The following is a 19,266-nucleotide window of genomic DNA, read 5'->3' on the forward strand; positions in this document are numbered from 1 at the left end:
CCGTTACGCGGACGCGCCGAAGTTCTGCACCCACCAGGGGCCGTTGGACCGCATGTTCACGCCGACGCCGATGTCGCGGAAGGCGCAGTTGAGGATGTTCGCGCGGTGGCCGGGACTCTTCATCCAGTCGCGCACGGCCGTGGCGGGGTCGCCGGGGCCCCGGTGGATGTTCTCGGCCCAGGTGCTCCAGCGGTAGCCCGCCGCCTCGATCCGGTCGCCCGCGCTGAGCCCCTCGGGGGTGTCGTGCTCGTAGTAGTCGCGGGCGGCCATGTCGTCGGCGTGACCCTGCGCGGCCCTCTGGAGGAGGCTGTTGGCGCGGAGGGCGGGGCAGCCCGCCTTGGCGCGTTCGGCGTTGGCGAGCTCGATGACACGGCTGATGTGGTCGCCCCGGCCGCCGGAACCTCCGGACTGGGAGGCACGGGACCGGTACGGCTCCGCGCCGTCCGCGCGCGTGGTGGCCGTGTCCGGCGCGGCGGACGGGCGCTTCCGGGGGGTCGTGGCGCGCGCGGCGGGCGAGGCCGCGGCGGACTTGGTGGGCGCCGGGGTGGCGGTCGCGGGGCGGGCGCTCGCCGACGGTGCGGCGGACGCGGACGGCAGGGCGCTGGGTATGCCCGCGCCCGTGGTCGCGGTGGGGGCCGGGGTGCCTGTCGCGCCGCCGTCGAGGGACGGTACGGGCGCGACCGTACGGCTGGCCAGGGAACCGCCGCTGTCGTCCCCGGTGCCGCCGAGGACGAACGTGCCGGCCGCCACCGCCGCGACGGCGACCGTACCGGCGACGACGGTGCCGATGCCCTGGTAGGTCCAGCGCCGCCGGGCGTGGCGGTGCTGCGCCGCTGCGGCCCTGCGGCCGCCGGAACGGCGACGCCGGCCGTGACGGCCCGCCTCCTGCCGCGTACGGCCGGGACGTTCCTGGGGGTCTCGGGGGTGCTGCTGCACGGAAACTCCGCTCTCTGCTCTCCTGCAAGGGCTGCCGGCTGTGGTCCGGCGAAGGGGAGATCGGGCGCGGCGGCGGCGACAACACTTCTTCCGAGAATGTCGCGGGAGGTTTTCCCGGACGGCGATCGTCCCCGTCCCCACGCGCGCGGGGCGCCGCCCGAACCGGCCGTACGAGCGGCCCCTTACGCGCGAGGCGCCGTTTTCGCATAAGCCGTCGGGTGGGTCGGGGTGGTCCCTCCGGACGGCTCGGCGTGCGGTGTCCGCGCGGCTGGGCGAGGCTGGCCGCGTGGCACAGCTGATCACGATCGAGGTGGGCGACGGAGAGGACGGCACGGCCGTCTTCGAGGTGGACGACGACCTGCTGCCGGTGGAGCCGGAGGGCTTCCCCGGCGAGTCGGTCGCGGCCCGGGCGCGGGTGTCGCTCCAGGAGGCCCTCGACCAGCTGGGCCCGGCCCTGGCGAAGGTGTTCGACACGCTGCGCCGCCTGGGGCCGGAGGAGGCGGCGGTGGACTTCGGCCTGAAGGTGGGCGGCGAGAGCGGCGTCGTCGTCGCGAAGGGCACAGCGGAGGTGAACTTCGCCGTCCACCTGGTGTGGCGGCGGTACGGCTGAGACGACCCGCGCGAGCACCACGACCGACGCACCGAGACCGCAGAACCCCGACCCGCAGGACCCGAACCCGCTAGATCCCCGTCGCCGTCCGGCTGGAGACCCCCATGCGCGTGCTGCTCGTCCACCCGAGTGCCCTGATGTACTCGGAGATCTTCCTCCGGCTGGAGCCGCTGGGCCTGGAACGGGTGGCGGCCGCGGCGCGGGACGCCGGGCACCAGGTGCGGGTGGTGGACCTCCAGGTGCTGTCGCGCTCCGTGCTCGACGCGGAGCTGCGGTCGTTCGCGCCGGAGGCGCTGGGGATCTCCCTCAACTACCTGGCGAACATCCCGGAGGCCATCGAGATCGCCCGGCGCGCCAAGGCGGCCTCTCCCGGCTGCTTCGTCTTCTTCGGCGGGCACAGCGTGTCGTTCATCGCCGAGCACGTGCTGCGGCAGGCGGAGGGCGCGGTGGACGCCGTCGTACGCGGTGAGGGCGAACCGGCCGTCGCGCCGCTGCTGGAGGCGGCGCGGGACGGGGGGCTGGGCACCGTGCCGGGGGTCGTGTCGGCGGAGGGGCGCGGGCCCGCGCCGAAGCTGCTGGACAGCCTGGACCGGCCGCGCCCGGCGCGCGACCTGATGCGCAAGCGGAACCGTTACTTCATCGGGGAGCTGGACCCGTGCGCGTCGATCGAGTTCACCCGCGGCTGCCCGTGGGACTGCTCGTTCTGTTCGGCGTGGACGTTCTACGGGCGCAGCTACCGCAAGTCGTCGCCGGAGGCGGCGGCCGAGGAGATGGCGTCGATCCGGGAGCCGAACGTCTTCATCGTGGACGACGTGGCGTTCATCAAACCGGAGCACGGCGACGGCATCGCGGCCGCCCTGGAACGGCGCCGGATCAGAAAGCGGTACTACCTGGAGACCCGCAGCGACGTGCTGCTGCGCAACCCGGAGGTGTTCGAACGCTGGACCCGGCTGGGACTGCGGTACATGTTCCTGGGCATGGAGGCCATCGACGCCGAGGGCCTGGACCTGTACCGGAAGCGGGTCAGCCCGGACGACAACTTCCGCGCGCTGGAGGCGGCACGGCGGATGGGCATCATGGTGGCCATCAACCTGATCGTGGACCCGGCGTGGGACAAGGAAAGGTTCCGCGTCGTCCGGGAGTTCGCGATGAGCGTGCCGGAGATCGTGCACCTGACGGTGATGACGCCGTATCCGGGGACGGAGATCTGGCACACGGAGGCGCGGCAGCTGACGACGCGGGACTACCGGCTGTTCGACATCCAGCACGCCGTCGTCCCGACGAAGCTGCCGCTGGAGGAGTTCTACCGGGAACTGGTCCGCACCCAGGCGGTCCTCAACCGCAAGCACCTGGGGCTGCGCAACGCGGTGGGCGCCATGGGGGTGCTGGGCCGGAACCTGCTGCGCGGGCAGACCAACTTCGCGCGCATGCTGTGGAAGTTCGGCCGGGTGTACAACGCCGACCGGCAGATGGCGGACCACCGGCGGCCGGTGCGGTACGAGCTGCCGGTGCCCGAGCACCGGGCTTCGCCGCCCCGGCGGCAGGAACTGTTCATCCACACCCGCCCCGCTCCCCCCGCCCACCGACGCCCGGCCCCGGAGGCTGACGGAGTCTGACGGCCGCGAGCCCGGCCGGCACGCGCGCGGGCTCCACCAGTACGGCCTGACCGGTGGAGGAGGGCCCCACCGGCGGAGGCGCGGGCCCGGCCGTTGTGGACGCGCGGCAGGCGGCGCGGGCCAGGGGCAGGCTGCCCGTGCGGATACGGGGCTCTCGACGGCCGTGCGCGCGGCGGCCACACTGGCCGCATGCCACTGAAGATCGCCGTGTTCGGCGCGGGCAGCATCGGCTGCCACCTGGGCGGCCTCCTCGCCGCCGTCTGCGAGGTGACCCTGATCGGCCGCCCCGCCGCGATGGAGACCGTACGGGAACGGGGCCTGCGGCTGACGGGCGGCGGCCGCCCGGACGCGCGCGTGCCCCCGGCGCTGCTGCGGGCGTCGAGTGCGGCACCGGACGTGTCGGGAGCCGACTACGTGCTGGTCACCGTGAAGTCCGGGGCGACGCGTGAGGCGGCCGAGGTGATCGGCCCGCACCTGGGCGCGCACACGGTCGTGGTGAGCTTCCAGAACGGCCTGCGGAACCCGGAGGTGCTGCGGTCGGCCCTGCCGGCGGGCACTTCGGTGCTGGCGGGCATGGTCCCGTACAACGTGGTGCGCAGCGGCCCCGCCGCCTTCCACCAGGGCACGGCGGGCGCGCTGATGGTGGACGACGTGCCGGACGCGGGCGCCCTGGTGGCGGCGCTGCGGCGGGCGGGGCTGGAGGTCGAGCAGCGCGGTGACATGCGGCGGGTGCAGTACGCGAAGCTGCTGATGAACCTGAACAACGCGGTGAACGCCCTGTCGGGGCTGCCCCTGCGCGACCAGTTGGGGACGCGGGCGTTCCGGCGGTGCCTGGCGCTGTGCCAGGAGGAGGCGCTGGCGGCGTACCGGGCGGAGGGGGTCGTTCCGGCGCGGCTGGGTCCCGTCCCTGCGTCGTTCACGCCCTGGGTGCTGCGTCTGCCGGACGGGGTGTTCCGGCGGGTGGCGGCGGCGTCGCTGCGGGTGGACGCGCAGGCCAGGTCGTCCATGTGGGAGGACCTGGAGCGCGGCCGGCCGACGGAGATCGACTCGTTGCAGGGGGAGGTCGTGGCCCTGGCCGCCCGGCACGGTCTGCGCGCCCCGGTGAACGCGCGCCTGGTCGAGCTGGTGCGGGAGGCGGAGGCGGCCGCACCGGGTGGCGCACGCCGCTGGACGGGCGCGGAGCTGTACGGGGAGCTGAGCGGGGCGGCGACGGCCCGGTAGGCGGGACGACACCAGGCCGGGGGGACGTCGTAGTGCGCCCCCGTGCGGGCGAACGACGTTGTCCACAGGGGGTTTTCCACAGGGGTTGCTGGTCTTCGTCCGTACGCGAAAAGATCGTTCTCGATCGGGGGCGACGACGAAGGGGGGGCGATGAAGCCTCGTCTGGTGTTCGTCCATGGCATCGGGGGTCCCCGCGATGCCATGGCGGACCTTCAGGAGTGGTTACGCGCGGCCGCGCACGGGGCCCGCGCGGCGGGTCATGCGGGCAGTGTGTCCGGTCTGACGGGCGGCTGGGCCGCCGACGCGCGGTTCGCGTACTACGGCGACCTGTTCCATACGGCCGGGGCGCAGGGCGCGGGCGTCGCGGCCGGGTCTCCGGCGGGGCGTGACGACGAGGAGCTGGTCGCGGAGCTGCTCCTCGAAGCCGTGGACGAGCGGCTGGCCGACCCGGAGCTGGCGCCGCACGAGGCAAGGGTGCTGCGCCACGCCCGCACCCAACTGGCCCCGCCGGGCGGCGCGCAGGGCATCGGGGCGCCCGGCAGGCATGTGGCGAACGCGCTGACGACGCTGCTGGCGCTGCCCGGGCTGCGGTCGGCGGGCGGCTGGCTGAGCGCCCGGGTCACGGCGGGCATGCTCGGCCAGGTCGCCCGGTACCTCAACCGGGCGGAGACCGGCGATGACGGGGTGACGCTGGACACCCGCATCCGCCGGAGAGTGGCCGACTGTCTGGACGGGGACGGGCCGACGGTGGTGGTGGCGCACTCGCTGGGCACGGTCGTCGCCCTGGAGACCCTGCACGCGCACCGGGGTGAGGTGCCGCTGCTGGTCACGCTGGGGTCGCCGTTGGGGACGAGGACGGCGGTGCTGCCCCGGGTGCGTCCGCGGCCGGTGTCCGCTCCCGCCTGTGTGGGGCGGTGGCTGAACTTCTGGGACCGCGACGACATCGTGGCCGCCCGGCCCCGGCTGGAGGACTTCGTGCGGCCGAACGCCTCGTCGGTACGGCCGGTGAGCAGCCGGGTCGATTCGGACGGCGCGTGGGTGCACCCGGCGGCCAAGTACCTGGCGCAGGCCGCCGTGGCGGGTCCGCTCGTCGAGGCTCTGACCTCCGCCACGAGGTCATGACCGGCCCGCGGCATGCCCTGGTGATCGGGGCGCAGTGCCCCGATCTGGGGCTGCTGGACGGGCTGGAGGACGCGGCACGTGCGCTGCACGGCACGCTGACGGCGCCGTGGGCGGGCGGCTGTGAGAAGGACCCGCCGGGCGGTGTGTCGCTGCTGTGCGGCGACCGGGTGACGCGGGCGGACGTGGAGGCGGCGGTCCGGGCGGCGGCGCTCGGCGCGGGCGACGTCGGCGCGGTGCTGGTCGTGGCGCTGCTGGGCCACGGGATGGCCGCCGGTACGGGGCTGTACTTCATGGCGAGCGACTCGCGGGCGGAGTCGCCGCTGACGGCGGTGGACGTGGGGTCGCTGCTGGCGCAGGCGCTGGACACACAGGGCCTGGCCGGGGTCATCGCCATCGTCGACACCTGCCACGCGGGGAACGCCGTGCCGGATCTGAAGTCGGTCTCCAACGGCATCCGGCAGGGCGACACGCGGCTGTCGCTCCTGATGGGTTCGGGCGCGGCGGAGGAGGCGTACGGGCTGCGCTTCAGCCGGACGCTGGTGAAGGTCCTCCAGGAGGGGCTCGCCTCGGCGGGCGAGACGCTGGCGCCGGACGCGGTCGTGGAGGCCGTGCGGGACGACGGAGGCACGGTGGGGCAGGCGATCCTGCGGGCCGAGTTCGACGGGGCGCGGTTCGGTCCCGGCCCGCTGTGGCTGGCGCGCAACAGCCGGCACCCGGCGGCCGCGGGAGCGCTGCTGGGCCGGGTGGGCGCGGAGGAGCTGGCCAGGGCGGTGGCGGCGGTGGACGAGTCGCCGCACACCGGGCCCGTGACGGCGGCCCAGGACCTCCATGCCGTACGGGCCGAGGTCGCCGCGGCGGCGCCGTCACCCGCGCGGGCGTGGGCGCTCGACGTGCTGGACGCCCTGGACGCCGCACTGCGGACCGTCGCGCTGCTCGGCTCCTGGCCGGGCGCGCCGCTCACGTCGGGCCTGCTGCGGCGCACGTTCTCCACGGCGTGCCCCGGGCCCGTGGAGTCGCCGCCCGCGTCGTCGGGCACGGACCTGTTGCGGGATGTTATCGAGTACCTGCTGCTGCGGGCGCCGTTGGCGGGTCAGCGGCGGATGGCGCCGCTGGTGGACTTCGTGGCGCTGCTGGCGCACGGGACGGGCGTGGCCCCGGATACGCCCGCGGTGCGCGGCTGGGCGGCGGGCCTCGGCGCGGTGATCGACCTGAACGACGCGTTCGAGCGGCTCGCCGACCGGACGCGTGACATGCGGCTGCGGCTGGTGGTGAGCCTCCACGCGGCGGTCGGCGACGAGTGGCCGGAGTCGCTGGCGGCGTGGCTGCTGGACGGCGGCGAGGTGCGGGACCGTGAGGAGTTCGCGTGCGGCCCGGACCGGGCCGGTGTGGAGCGGCAGTTGGGTGCGGCGCTGCGGTGGGCGTCGCGACTGGCCGCCGCGGTGGACGCACCGCTGCGCCGGGTGGAGGTCGCGGCGCCCGCGCCGCTGCTGGTGCGGTGGCGGCCGGAGGAGACCGACTTCGGGATGCGGCTGGGCGCCGAGCACGATGTGGTCCTGCGGTGGAGCGACCGTATCCAGCCGCCCGACCACCTGTGGTGGATCAACGACCGGGCGCGCAGGACGCTGCGCGCCATGGCGGAATGCCCCGACGGCACCCGGCTGGAGTGGCTCGGCGAGACGGAGACGCGGCAGGTGCGGGAGCTGCGCGACCGGCTGCTCGGCGGGCCGCGCACGCGCGGGGTGGCGCTGGAGCACCGGCCGACGCACCTGAGCGACATGCTGGAGACGCTGCTGGCGTCCTCCCCGATCGTGCTGTGGCCGGACGACGAGACGCACCGCGTCCCGGTGGAGGCGCGTCGCTACCTGGACGCGCACTGGCATCTGCTGCCCGGCGAGTTCTGCCGCGCCTACCGGGACCGGTGGAGCGGCTGCGGCCACTCGGGCGCCGACCGGCCGGGCCGTGGGCATCTGGCTCCGCTCCGCGCGGTGTGGGACGACGCCGAATGGCTGGAGTTCTGCCGGTGGTTCGAACAGTTCACGACGGATGGGGAGAGTCCCGCATGACCTGGCAGCCTTTCTACGCGGGAACGGGCACCGCGCCGCGCGAGCGGGTGGAGCTGGCTCCGCCGCCGCCCTGGCGGGTGTTCCCCCGCAGGTCCCTGCACGAGCAGTTCGTCCCTCCGCCGGGCCTGGTGGAGGCGGTGAACGCCGCGTTGCTGCTGCGCCGCCCGCTGCTGTTGACCGGCCCCGCCGGGTCGGGCAAGTCCACGGTGATCGAGCAGGTCGCGGCGGAGCTGGCGCTCGGCCCCGTACTGCGCTGGCACATCACGTCCCGGAGCGGTCTGTCGGACGCCCTCTACCGGTACGACGCGCTGGGCAGGATCCACGCGCAGCGGCTGGAGGGGCCGGACGGCGGCGACGACATCGCGCCGTTCCTGCGGATGGGTCCGCTCGGTACGGCGCTGCTGCCGTCGGAGCGGCCCAGGGCGCTGCTCATCGACGAGATCGACAAGAGCGACCTGGACCTGCCGAGCGATCTGCTGGACGTGCTGGAGCGGGGCGAGTTCGAGATCCCGGAGCTGGCCCGGTACGGCAGGGACGTGGTGGCCGTCCGGGAGTGGGGCGGCGACGCGCACCACGAGGTGACGCGGGGCCGGGTGCCGTGCACGGAGTTCCCGTTCATCGTGATGACCAGCAACGGCGAGCGGGACTTCCCGGCGGCGTTCCTGCGCCGCTGCATCCGCTTCACCATGCCGATGCCGACACCGGAGACCCTGCTCAGAGTCGTCGCCGCGCACCTGGGCGCCGACGTGGCGGAGTCGGCGGCGGCCGGGGAGCTGGTGGGCGCGTTCGTGGAGCGGCTCACGGCCGGGGAGAGCCTCGCCGTGGACCAGCTGCTCAACGCCGTGCACCTGCTGACCGGGGAAGGCGCCCCGGACGGCGAGCGGCGGCAGGCCGTGGTGGATCTGCTGTTGCGGGAGCTGTCCCGTGCCTGAGGCACTGGGCCGGGTGCTGGCCGCGCTGCGCGTGGCCGTCCCGCACCTGGACCCGGCGGCGGACGGCGGGGCCGGGCCGCCGGGCGGGCTCGACGGTACGGCGCTGGCGGAGGCGCTGTGGCTGGCCGCCGCGATGGCGCGGGACCGGTCGGACCCACCGTCGCCGACCGGCCCGCCGGTGCCGACGCCGAGGGGCGACGTGCCCGCGCCGAGCGACGAGGACACCGCTCCCGCGCGCGAGCCGGTGCCGGGGACAGCCGACCCGGTCGTTCCCGGAGCGTCCGGGGCACGGCCCGCTGAGGCGGCGCGGCCCCTGCACGAGCGGCTGCCGGGCGCCGGTACGCGGGTGCGCGGCCATGCCGTCGCGGCGCCCCGCGCCACGGGCCTGCCCCGGGCGCTGGAGGTGACGCGGGCGCTGCGGCCGTGGAAGCGCCCGTGGCCGGAAGGGCGGCGCGGCGCGCTGGACATCGACGCGACCGTGGACGGCTACGCCCGCAGCGGCGAGCTGATCCCGGTGTTCTCGGCCGCTCCGGAACGGTGGTTCGACCTGACGCTGGTCGTGGACCGCTCCCCCAACATGCGCGTGTGGGAGGAGACCCTCGACGACTTCACCGGTGTCCTGGACCGGCTGGGCGCCTTCCGCACGCTCCAGGTGCGGGACCTGCTGTTCGACGAGGCGGGGAGGCCGCAGGGGCCGGGCCAGTTGCGGCAGGCGGACGGGCGGAGGCTGGTCGTCGTCGTGTCGGACCGCGTGGCCGAGGCGTGGCGCGGACCGGCGGTGTGGCGGCTGCTGCGGGAGTGGGCGGCCGGCACCCCCACCGCGTTGCTGAACCCGCTCCCGACGAAGCTGTGGCGGCGCGGCGGGCTGAACCTCCCCACGGTCAGGTTCGCGCCCGCCGCGCCCGGCGCCCACCGCAGCCGCCTGCCCCACGAGGCGCCCCCGCTGCTGGACCTCGCCGCTCCGGGCGGCACGCCCCGTGACGGGGCAACCGGTGGTGGGGCGGCCCGTGACGGGGAGGCCCGCGACGGGGCCGCCGGGGACGGCGTGTGGCTGCCGATCCCGGTGCTGTCGCTGTCGCCGCACTCGCTGGACCGCTGGTCGCGGGCGGCGATGCGCGGCGCCCCCGAGGGCTGCACGGCCGTGCTCGTACCGCCCGGCGGGCGCCTGCCCGGCCCGCCCCGGCCGCGCGCCCTGCCGTCGTCCCCCGGCACGGTGGCGCGGGCCTTCCTCCGTACGGCCTCGCCCCGCGCGGTGCGGCTGGCGGTGCTGTGCGCGCCGTTCGACCGGCTCAGTCTGCGGCTGCTGCACGTGATCCGCCGGGAGCTGGTCCCGGACGCCACGACCGCCGACGTGGCGGAGGCCGTGACGAGCGGGCTGTTCGAACTGGGGCAGAGCGCCGACGGCGACGACGGCTCGCTGGAGCTCGTCCTGCCCGAGGAGGTCAGGGCGGTGCTGCGGGAGCGGCTGCCCGCGCACGAGGCGTGGCGGGTCCACCAGGCCCTCGACCGGCACGTGTCCTCCCGCGGCGACGGACGGCCGGCGCTGCGCTCGGTCGCGTACGACGCGTCGGGCCCCCGCGAACTGCCCGCCGGACACGAGGCGTTCGCCCGCGCCTCCCGGCAGACGCTGGAGCTGCTGGGGCTGTCGGTGCCCGGGGAGGAGTCCCAGGAGCCGGGGCGGGACGACGAGGGGACGGAGGCGCACCAGGGCCACGGAACGGGGGACGAGGAGGCCGACGCTGCGGGCATGTTCCCCCCGCTGCCCACGTTCTTCATAGGGCGGTGGGATGCGGTCGATACGCTGCTTCGTCGGCTCTCGGACCCGGCCGCGGGCATCGTGTGGGCGACTGCCGACGAGGGCACACCAGGCGCGGGCCTGACGGCGCTGGCGCTGCACGTGGCGTTCCCCTTCCACGGTGAGCGGTACTTCGTGGACCTGCGGGGTTCCGGCCGGCACCCCGTACCGCCCGAGGCCGCGCTGCACCAGTTGCTCACCGACATGGGCGCAGCTCCGGGCCCGGGGCCGCGCACCGCCGAGGAGCTGGCCGACAAGCTGGCGGAGGCGGTCGCCGGGCGGCGTTTGCTGCTCGTCCTGGACGATGTGCCCGACCCCGCTCGCTGGGAGGCCCTGCTGCCCGTGACTCCGGAGTGCTCCGTGCTCGCCACCACGAAGCAGGAACACGTCCGGCACGGGTACCGGCTGGGGCCGTTGTCGGAGACCGAAGCCGCAGAGGTGATCGCCGTCTGGGGCGGCCTGAACAGCGCACGGGAGGGGGACGCGCTTCGTCGGCTGGCGGTCGGCAGCGTGTTCTGGACGAGGACGTCGGTCCGGCGCACAAGGAGCCCGCGCACGCTCCGCCTCATCGGCTCCTGGATCGCCTCGGGTTCCGCGCCGCCGCTGCCCGAACTGTCCCGGCTGATCGACGCGCTTCCCACCGACCCTGCGGCATCGGCCGGGGAAACCGTCCTCGACTTGCGGCTTCGCCATCTCCCGCCCCCCGAGTACGAGGCGCTGGCCCTCCTCGCGCGCGTGCCGACCGGTGAGCTGACCCGTACTGAGGCGTGGGCGTTCCTCGGCGACCGTCAGGCCGCCCACACGATGCTCGGTCGGCTGGCGCGCCACGGGCTGCTGGACCGGCGGGGCGCCGGGGTGTACCGGGTGCCGGAGGACATCCGGCGCCACGTCCTCGCCAGGCGGCCGCACGACGCCCGGACGGCCATCGCCGTCACGCGGCTCGTACGCCACTACCTCGCCGCTGCCGCCGCGCTCCACGACGAGGACCGTCCCGGCTCCGCCCTGGCGGAGAACCTGGGGGTGAGAGCGGCCGACGCCGCCCACGACGGGCCTTCGCACGTGTGGCTGGCCAACGCGCTGGCGATGGCGACCGAGACCGACGCGTCGGCGGAGCTGCCGAACCACTTCGCCGACCTGCTCCTGCTGCTCCACGTCCGTGGCGCCTCGACCCCGTACCGCTCCCGGTTCAGGGACGCCGCGAGGGCGCTGATCGCGGCGGCGTCCACGGGAGCCGAGCGGTCGGCGGTCCGGGCCGTGGTCGCCCTGGCATCGGCACAGTACACCGCAGGGGAGACCGACGAGGCCGCCTCGACGTTCGCCGTGCTGCCGGCCGGCGCATGGGACGAGGACCTCGCACTGCGCGGCCCCGCGAACCAGCTGGCCGGGCGACTGGCGTGGGAGCGCGGCCGGCTGGAAGAGGCGGAGGCGTTCCTGAGGCGGGCGCTCGACGCGTACCGCGCGGACGGCGACCGCTTCGGCGTGGCGACGGCCGCTCTCGAACTGGCGTCGGTCCTCACCCGGCTCGGCCGGACCGAGGAGGTGCTGCGGACGGTCCTGGAGGCGCTCGGCAGCCATCGGGACTCGGTGCCCCACCCGCTGATGCGGCGCGGCCTGCTGACGCTGGAGGAAGCGCTGGCCACGGCCGGGCGGCACCGGGAACTGCTGACCGCGCAGGAGGCGTTGTTCGCCCAGTACCGCACGGAGGGCGGGGACCGCCGTGCCGAGGGCCTGGTCCTGAGCCGGATGGCGCGGACGCTGAACGCGCTGGGGCGCCCGTCCGAGGCTCAGGCGGCGGCACGGGCGGCGCTCGGCCACCTCGAGGGCGGCGGACCCGAGTGGGAGGCCGACCGGGAGGTGGCCCGGCGCCTCCTCGCGGCGGCCGCGCAGCCGGAGGCCGAAGCCGGGCCGGACGGGCCGCGCACCATCGTGGTGATGGAGGCGGGCGGTGACCTCGTCGCGGCCGGCCAGGCCCTGTCGCTCACCCTCACCTCGCTGAGGGACGACGGTGCCATAGGGCGGGCCGACTACCGGTTGCTGACCACAGGCGACCACTGTGTGGTGCTCCTGCCACCCTCGGTGCCGCTCGATTCGCTGCTCGTCGGCCTGGCGCAGCGGCTGCCGGACGAGTTGGAGGCGGCGGGCGGGAGGCCCGCCGCGCGCCTCGCCGTGCACACGGGGGACGTACCGGAGCGGGACGGACGGATCGACGCATCGGACCTGAACGTCCGGCTCGCGGTGACGATGGCGCACGCGCAGGAGTTCCGCGAACTGTCGGGGAACTTCCCCTTGCACCCCACCCTGTGCGTCTCGCCCGAGGTGTTCGAACGGCTCGGTGGCCAGGACGCGGCCGGGCTGGTGGCGGGGCGGTTCCTCGCGCGCGAGGTCGTGACGAACGGGCGGGTCGTGTGCGTCGTCCTCACCCCGCACATCGACCTCTCCGCGTACGATGCCGAACTACTCATGGTGGCGCGGGAGTTCAGCGACATCGACCCGGACGGACGCCTGATGGCCGCCGCCGTGCGGGAGTCCATCGACTCCGTGCTCGACGCGGAGCTGACGGGCCGCTACGACCCGGCCGAGCTGGACGAGCGGGAGCGGGAGGTGCTCGCCGGACGGCTGGCTCGGGCGCTGCGCGCGGAGTTCCCGGCGCCCACGCCGTACCGGCTGAAGCTCTCGCTGGAGGGCAACAGCTGGGCGTTCCGCCCGTCCGAGTACGGCGACATCGGACTGGTCATCCGGGCCGACGAAGAGCACGCCCGCTGGTCGGCGGGGCTGTTGCGGATACGCCCGGGCATGACGGTCGCGCCGGTGCACCGGGACGCGCCGTCGCCGCTGACGCCCGAGGCGCGCATGGCCGTGCTGTGGCTGCACCGCGCCGCGCCGCTGCGGGAGAACCTGCTGCTGCGCCTGCGCGACGAGGACCGGACCGCGATCCTGGCGCCCGCGTCCGCCGTGGAGCGTACGGTGGCGCTGTTCCGGCGGGTGCGGGAGCGGCAGGTGACCGAGGCTGCCCTGCGGCCCGTGACGCGGCGCCGCGACAGCGCCCGCACGGTCCGGGAGGCGGCGGTACTGCTCCGCGAGGAGGGCGTGCTGGTGGTGGGCGGCAACCGGAGGGGTCGCGAGCTGGCCGGGGCGCTGCGGCTGCCCGTAGCGGACCCGGACGCGTATGTGAGCGCCCGGCTGACACGGCGGCGCCCTCACCACGCGGGGCCGTCGATCCTGGCGGGCGGGGTGGCGTGGGTCGTGGCGGGGCCGGACGATCCGCTGGAGCCGCTCCCCCAGGACCTGCCGAACCCCCGGCGGCCCAGGTGACCGGCGCTCACATGCCGGTGGGCCAGCTCTCCTCCTCGTGGGTGTCCGGCGGGGCGGCGGTACGCAGCGGGGTCAGCGCGGTGGTCCCGTCGAGGTACAGGAAGGCGTCGTACCGGTCGGCGGGGATCATCGGCACGTAGTTGCCCCAGCGTTCCCGCGCGGCGCGGTAGACGACGCCGATCGCCCGGTGGTCCCGCTCGGCGGCGGTCCAGCCGCTGTCACGCGCCGTGCCGGTCCCGGTGCCGGTCCACGTTGCGGTGCCGGTCCCGGTGCCGGTCCACGTCCCGGTGCCGGGGAAGACGATCCACCAGCAGCGACAGCACTTCGGGCCCGCAGCCGGGCGCGGGACGAGCCGGGTCGGCCGGGCGTACTCCTGCGGGTCCCGCGCGTACGGCTCGAAGCACCGGTACGCCTCCAGCGCGGCCCCCACCCGGTCCGGGTCGTGCCGCCGCAGATGGCCGAGCACGGCGTGCAGGGACTCCCACAGGCTTGTAACGTCCAGGCCGAAGAACCCGACGCGCCGTTCGGCGGGCAGCCGGGCGTTGTACTCCCGCAGCCACCGCGCGAAGTCGGCCACGTCCGTGTTGGCCCACATCCACGCGGGCCAGCGGTGGAAGCCCTCCAGCGCCTCGCGGGGGTCGTCCGGGGCGCCCGGCGCGGCGGTGACGGCGCGGTGCGCGGCCAGGCGGTCGGGCCAGTCGCCCTCCACGGCGACGAACGACACCCCGCGCTCCTCGACGAGCCGCCGCGTCGGCTCGGCCGGCCAGCGGTAGAACTCGGCCGTCCCGTGCGACGCCTCCCCGATCAGTACGTAGCGGGCGTCACCGATCCGCTCCATCAGGGGGTCCAGCGACCCGGGCCCGGTGTGCGGCAGGGCGTCCGCCCGGACCCGCCGCGCCGTCGGAGGCACCGGACGGTGCCGCGCTCGTCATGGCCCGCCCCCGGCGTCCAGCAGTCCGCCCCCGTCGAGGGGGCTGCTGCCGCGGCTGTCCGGTACGTCGGCGCACACGCCGCACAGCATGCGGCGGCCGCGGACGGACTGGGAAGGGCCCGGGCCGACGGTCTCGTGCAGTTCCTCGCCCCGTATCCGCACGTGATCGCGGCACAGTCCGGCGCCGCAGAACCGGCACACCGCGACGGCCGGGTTCGGCCGGTCGCACTCGTAACAGTTCACGGTCTTCCTCCCTCTGGGCGCCGGACATCCGCTCGGAGATTCCGGCGGGGCCGCAGGTCAGCCGATGTAGCGGCGGGCCGTGGACTCGCGCTGTGCCTTCGCCAGGGTCCTCAGCCGCGCCTCCACGGGCGGGGGTACGACGCGCCGCTCCCGCAGCACCCACGGCAGTCCCGCCGCGGCGGCGGCGAAGGCCCTGACCGACGCGCGGTCACGGGGCACCGTGCGGGCCAGGTGCAGCGTCCTGCGCAGGGCGGGCCCGGCCGGGCGGCGCAGCCAGCAGAACCACAGCGTGTTGCGCAGCCCGTCGACGCGGCGTTTCGTCGCGTCGCGCGCCTTGGACGGGGCGTGGTGGACGGTGAGACCGGAGACGTACGCGAGCCACCAGCCGAGCGTCGCGAGGTCCGTGGCCAGCAGCTCCTCCTCACCGCCGAGCCACAGCCGCTCGTGGAAGCCGCCCGCCGCGAGGAAGGCGTCGCGGCGCATGACGGTGGCAGCCGCGAGGAACGACCCGAGCGCGGGGCCCGGCAGCCAGTCCGGGCCCGGGACCGGCGAGTCGCGCAGCTCGGCGACGATCGGGTCCTCCCGGCCGCCCGGCTCCACGAGGATGCGGCCGGTCACGGCGGCCAGCCGCTCGTGCCGGTCCAGCACGTCGGAGCCGCGGGCCAGTGCCCCCGGCTCCCACCAGGAGTCGTCGTCGCAGAACGCGATGTACGGGGTGTCGGCGCGGCGTACGGCGAGGTTCCTGCCGACGGCGCCGAGGTTGGTGCCCGGGGTGAGCAGCGTGACGTCCGGGTACCGGCGGGCCACGGCGTCGGCGGTGCCGTCCGTGGAGGCGTTGTCCACGACGATCACGGGCGGCCGTTCGGGCAGCCGCACGGTCCGGTCGAGGGTGCGGAGCAGTTCGTCGCGCCGGTTGTGGGTGATGACGACGACGGTGGTGCGCGGATCGGTCACGTGGACGCCTCCTCTCCCCGCGAGTCGTACGAACCCCTACGGGTGGCGGTCCTCCGCCTCGGGGTCTCCCTCCCGGCTACCGCTCCCGGGCCGGGCGAAACCGGCACGACGCGACCGACAGGTACGGCCGTACCGACCGGCACGACGCGACCCCGGTACGGGGGCCGGTGCCGCTACCCGGCCGTGCCCTCCGCCCGGGCGATGGCCCACGCGGCGTTGACCAGGCCGATGTGGCTGAACGCCTGCGGGAAGTTGCCGAGCGGTTCGCCCGTGCGGGGGTGGACCTGCTCGGCGAGAAGCCCCAGGTCGTTGGCGTGGGCGGCGGCCCGCTCGAACACCGCGCGGGCACGGTCGGCGCGCCCGGCCAGCGCCTGCGCCTGGGCGAGCCAGAACGTGCACAGCAGGAAGCTGCCCTCCTCCCCGGCCAGCCCGTCGACGCCGGCCGCGGTGCGGTAGCGGCGTACCAGACCGCGGGCGTCCGTGAGCCGGGCGTCCACGGCGTCGACGGTGGCGAGGACACGCGGGTCGTCGGCGGGCAGGAAGCCGGTGAGGGACAGCATCAGGGCCGAGGCGTCGAGGTCGTCGGCGCCGAAGGACTGGGTGTACGCGCCGACGGCCGGGTTCCAGCCATGGGCCAGGATCGCGTCGCGCACCTCGTCACGGGCGGCGCGCCACCGCTCGGCGCGCCCGCCCACGCCCAGCCGGTCACCGCCACCCCCGCCACCCCCGCCTCCACCGTCACCGTCACCGTCACCGTCACCGGTCAGGCTGCCCGCGAGCCGCACCGCGCGGTCGAGGGCGACCCAGCACATCAGCTTCGAGTACAGGAAGTGACGGGGCTCGCCGCGGATCTCCCAGATGCCGTGGTCCGGCTCGCGCCACGCCTCCGCGGCGGCGTCCGCCAGTCCGGCCAGGAACGCGCACAGCGGCGGCCGGGAGCGCAGCTGCTCCTCGAAGCGGGCGGCCGTGTCGAGCAGCTCGCCGTACACGTCGAGCTGCGGCTGCCGCCAGGCGTCGTTGCCGACGCGCACCGGCCTGCTGGCCGCCCAGCCCGCCAGGTGCGGCAGTTCCCGTTCCGTCAGGTCGTGCTCGCCGCCCACCCCGTACACGATCTGGAGGTGGGCGCGGGACCAGCCGGAGGCCGCGGCGGCCGCCATGAACGAGAAGAACTCGTCGGCCTCGTCCGGGCAGGCCGCCACCCACAGGGCGTCCATCGTGAACGCGGCGTCGCGCACCCAGGCGTAGCGGTAGTCCCAGTTCCGCACGCCGCCGGGGTCCTCGGGCAGCGAGGTGGTCGGCGCGGCGACGACGGCACCGGTCGGCTGGTACGACAGGGCCTGGAGGACGCGGCCGGAGCGGTGCACCTGCTCCTTCCAGGGGCCCGTGTACGCCTGGTGGGTACGGGACCACGCCTCCCAGGCGGCGAGCGTGTGCGCCAGTTCGGCGGCCAGCTCGTCCTGGCCCCACACGCGCGGCTCGGGCCCGCCGAGCGGCGCCCAGTGCAGCGCGAAGCTCAGGGTGTCGCCGGCCCGGAGGGTGGCGGTGCCGGTCGCCTCTTCGCCGTCCGCGTCGAGCGGCACGGGGCTGGTCAGGGCGAGGACGGCGGGGCCGCCCCGGGCGAGGACGCCGCCGTCGCACACGGTCAGCAGCGGGGCGACGAGCCCGTACTCGGGCCGGGGCCGGCAGGTGACCGTGATGTCGGCCGTGCCGGCGGTGCAGGTCACGGAGCGGATGAGCACGTGCGGCGCGTGGGCGCCGAGCCGGTGCGGGTCGTCGCCCGGTCCGGTGGCGAGGGCGTCGGTGAGGGCGAGCGTGCCGGTGGGGGTGGTGAAGGTGGTGCGCAGGACCATGCTGTCGCCGACGTACGCGCGAGTGCTGTCCGCCGGGCCGCGCGGACGGATCGTCCAGGTCCCGGCGCGGTCGTCGAGGAGGGCGGCGAACACGGCGGCGCTGTCGAAGCGGGGGAAGCACAGCCAGTCGACCGCGCCCGTACGGCTGACGAGGGCGGCACTGTGCCGGTCGGAGAGCAGCCCGTAGTCGCCGATGGGCGTGCGCGCCGAGCCCGCTCCGGGGCCTCCCGTACGGGGCCCGGTGGCGCTCGGTCCGGCGTCTCGGGGGTGACCGGGCAAGGAACGTCCTCCGCTCGCGTACGTCAAGCCGACGTGCCGGTACGACGACACGCCGACCGCCCGACTCTCGTACCCCGGTTCTCGTACCCGGGTTCGCCACGCGGCCACCAGCCACGCGGCGCCGCCGCCCGATCGGCGCAGAGCCGCCCCGTACCGGGTCCTGTACCGCCGCGTACCGGCCCCGTACCGCCCCGCGTCGTCCCCGTGCCGCGCCGTACCGCCCCGTTGGGCATCCGCGGCGTGCCGGGCCCCGGACGCGGTGGCACAGTCGGACGGACAACGGCCCGCCTCCGACCGGCAGCGGGCGGACAGCGGCCCGACGGCATACGACCGGTGCGCCGTACGGACAGCGGCCCGGCGGCGTACGGTCGGCGGCCCGGCAGGGGCCGGGACTCGGTACGGAGGTGTGGGCGATGGAGACCGTGCTGGTCACGGGCGGGACCGGGCACCTGGGGCGGGATCTGGTGCGGCTGCTGAAGCCCGGCCACCGGGTGCGGGTGCTCGCCAGGTCCCGGGGTGACGACCCGGACGTGGAGTGGGTGCGGGGCGATCTGGCCACGGGCGCCGGGGTCGCAAAGGCCGTGGCGGGTGTCCGTACCGTCGTGCACGCCGCCACCTGGTCACCGGCCGCGCGGCGCGGCTACCCGCTCCCCGCCGACCTGGTGCGGACGCCGGGGGACGTGGACGTGTTCGGCACGCGCCGCCTGCTGGACGAGGCCGCGCGGGCGGGAGCCGGTCACCTCGTGTACGTGTCGATCGTCGGGGTGGACCGGTCGCGGCTGCCGTACCTGCGGGTGAAGCGGGAGGCGGAGCGGCTGGTACGGGCCGGGGGCGTGCCGTGGTCGGTGCTGCGGGCGACGCAGTTCCACTGGCTGGCCGACCGGATGCTGGGCAGGGCGGCGCGGATGCCGGTGCTTCCGGTGCCGGCGGACCTGGAGACGCAGCCGGTCGATACGGCCGACTTCGCCGCGTACGTCGCGGAGCGGGTCGAGGCGGGGCCGGGCGGGCAGTGCGAGGACTTCGGCGGCCCGGAGGTGCTCTCGCTGGAGGAACTGGTGGACCAGTGGCGGCGGTTCCGGGTGCGGCCGGTCCGTACCGTACGGCTGCCGGTCCCGGAGCGGGCGGTCCGCGCGGCCCGCGACCTGACCTGCCCGTCGGGCCGACGCGGCACCACGTCATGGTCGACATGGCTACGGGCCAGGGCACCCGAGTAGCCCCACCCGGGCACCCGCCCGCGCAGACCCGCCCGGCTCGCTCATGATCCGCGAGCGGGGACCGCTGTCACAGCCTGCCTTGCTGCGAGCGATCCCCGACCGGCCGATGGGAAGACACGATGACCCGCACTGCCCGACCGACGATCGAGGCGGTACTCGCCGTGCTTCCCGAACTCGCCCCACGCGCG

General features: G+C 75.6%; 13 protein-coding genes. 8 read left to right on the plus strand and 5 right to left on the minus strand.

Annotated elements, in window-relative coordinates:
* Positions 1 to 3: 3 nt before the first annotated feature.
* Complete coding sequence (locus tag J116_RS02210; RefSeq protein ID WP_023590993.1) at positions 4 to 936, minus strand: CAP domain-containing protein; 933 nt, start codon at positions 934 to 936, stop codon at positions 4 to 6.
* Between the two features lie 286 nt (positions 937 to 1,222).
* Here J116_RS02210 and J116_RS02215 point away from each other — a divergent pair, with 286 nt between their 5' ends.
* From J116_RS02215 to J116_RS02245, 7 genes are all read left to right on the plus strand, one after another.
* Positions 1,223 to 1,546 (plus strand): CU044_2847 family protein, encoded by a 324-nt coding sequence (locus tag J116_RS02215; protein ID WP_028964754.1) that lies wholly within the window; start codon positions 1,223 to 1,225, stop codon positions 1,544 to 1,546.
* 104 nt (positions 1,547 to 1,650) lie between these two features.
* Complete coding sequence (gene hpnR / locus J116_RS02220) at positions 1,651 to 3,162, plus strand: hopanoid C-3 methylase HpnR (RefSeq protein ID WP_023590991.1); 1,512 nt, start codon at positions 1,651 to 1,653, stop codon at positions 3,160 to 3,162.
* A gap of 189 nt (positions 3,163 to 3,351) precedes the next feature.
* Positions 3,352 to 4,383 carry a 2-dehydropantoate 2-reductase gene (locus J116_RS02225; protein ID WP_023590990.1) on the plus strand — a complete coding sequence of 344 codons (1,032 nt, stop codon included), beginning with the start codon at positions 3,352 to 3,354 and terminating at the stop codon, positions 4,381 to 4,383.
* A gap of 270 nt (positions 4,384 to 4,653) precedes the next feature.
* Positions 4,654 to 5,505, plus strand: a complete 852-nt coding sequence (locus J116_RS02230; RefSeq protein WP_317135508.1) for an alpha/beta hydrolase — start codon at positions 4,654 to 4,656, stop codon at positions 5,503 to 5,505.
* Positions 5,502 to 7,568, plus strand: coding sequence for a vWA-MoxR associated conflict system protein (locus J116_RS02235; protein ID WP_023590988.1), 2,067 nt, complete (start codon positions 5,502 to 5,504; stop codon positions 7,566 to 7,568). Before J116_RS02230 ends, J116_RS02235 begins: the two co-directional genes overlap by 4 nt.
* Complete coding sequence (locus J116_RS02240) at positions 7,565 to 8,500, plus strand: AAA family ATPase (RefSeq protein WP_023590987.1); 936 nt, start codon at positions 7,565 to 7,567, stop codon at positions 8,498 to 8,500. The genes J116_RS02235 and J116_RS02240 overlap by 4 nt, the downstream gene beginning before the upstream one ends.
* A complete protein-coding gene (locus tag J116_RS02245) occupies positions 8,493 to 13,607 on the plus strand; it encodes a NaeI family type II restriction endonuclease (protein ID WP_023590986.1) in 5,115 nt (1,704 codons plus the stop codon). Before J116_RS02240 ends, J116_RS02245 begins: the two co-directional genes overlap by 8 nt.
* 7 nt (positions 13,608 to 13,614) lie before the next feature.
* Here J116_RS02245 and J116_RS02250 read toward each other — a convergent pair whose 3' ends face one another.
* The 4 genes from J116_RS02250 to J116_RS02265 form a co-directional block, all read right to left on the minus strand.
* Positions 13,615 to 14,517, minus strand: a complete 903-nt coding sequence (locus tag J116_RS02250; protein WP_023590985.1) for an erythromycin esterase family protein — start codon at positions 14,515 to 14,517, stop codon at positions 13,615 to 13,617.
* 18 nt (positions 14,518 to 14,535) lie between these two features.
* Positions 14,536 to 14,781, minus strand: a complete 246-nt coding sequence (locus tag J116_RS02255; protein ID WP_023590984.1) for a DUF2180 family protein — start codon at positions 14,779 to 14,781, stop codon at positions 14,536 to 14,538.
* A gap of 57 nt (positions 14,782 to 14,838) precedes the next feature.
* On the minus strand, positions 14,839 to 15,735 hold the full coding sequence (locus J116_RS02260) for a glycosyltransferase family 2 protein (protein WP_023590983.1): 897 nt from the start codon (positions 15,733 to 15,735) through the stop codon (positions 14,839 to 14,841).
* 173 nt (positions 15,736 to 15,908) lie between these two features.
* Positions 15,909 to 17,864, minus strand: a complete 1,956-nt coding sequence (locus J116_RS02265) for a glycoside hydrolase family 15 protein (RefSeq protein ID WP_023590982.1) — start codon at positions 17,862 to 17,864, stop codon at positions 15,909 to 15,911.
* Positions 17,865 to 18,277: 413 nt separating this feature from the next.
* On the opposite strand from J116_RS02265, the gene J116_RS02270 reads away from it, so the two are divergent.
* Positions 18,278 to 19,078, plus strand: coding sequence for an SDR family oxidoreductase (locus J116_RS02270; protein ID WP_023590981.1), 801 nt, complete (start codon positions 18,278 to 18,280; stop codon positions 19,076 to 19,078).
* Positions 19,079 to 19,266: the final 188 nt, after the last annotated feature.

This window comes from Streptomyces thermolilacinus SPC6, from assembly GCF_000478605.2.
In the GTDB taxonomy this organism is placed as follows: Bacteria; Actinomycetota; Actinomycetes; order Streptomycetales; family Streptomycetaceae; genus Streptomyces; species Streptomyces thermolilacinus.

What these genes read in the sequence shown, in the direction of transcription:
- hpnR (WP_023590991.1), top strand. Translation starts at nt 1,651, where the DNA reads ATGCGCGTGCTGCTCGTCCACCCGAGTGCCCTGATGTACTCGGAGATC.
- J116_RS02225 (WP_023590990.1), top strand. Translation starts at nt 3,352, where the DNA reads ATGCCACTGAAGATCGCCGTGTTCGGCGCGGGCAGCATCGGCTGCCAC.
- J116_RS02235 (WP_023590988.1), top strand. Translation starts at nt 5,502, where the DNA reads ATGACCGGCCCGCGGCATGCCCTGGTGATCGGGGCGCAGTGCCCCGAT.
- J116_RS02240 (WP_023590987.1), top strand. Translation starts at nt 7,565, where the DNA reads ATGACCTGGCAGCCTTTCTACGCGGGAACGGGCACCGCGCCGCGCGAG.
- J116_RS02270 (WP_023590981.1), top strand. Translation starts at nt 18,278, where the DNA reads ATGGAGACCGTGCTGGTCACGGGCGGGACCGGGCACCTGGGGCGGGAT.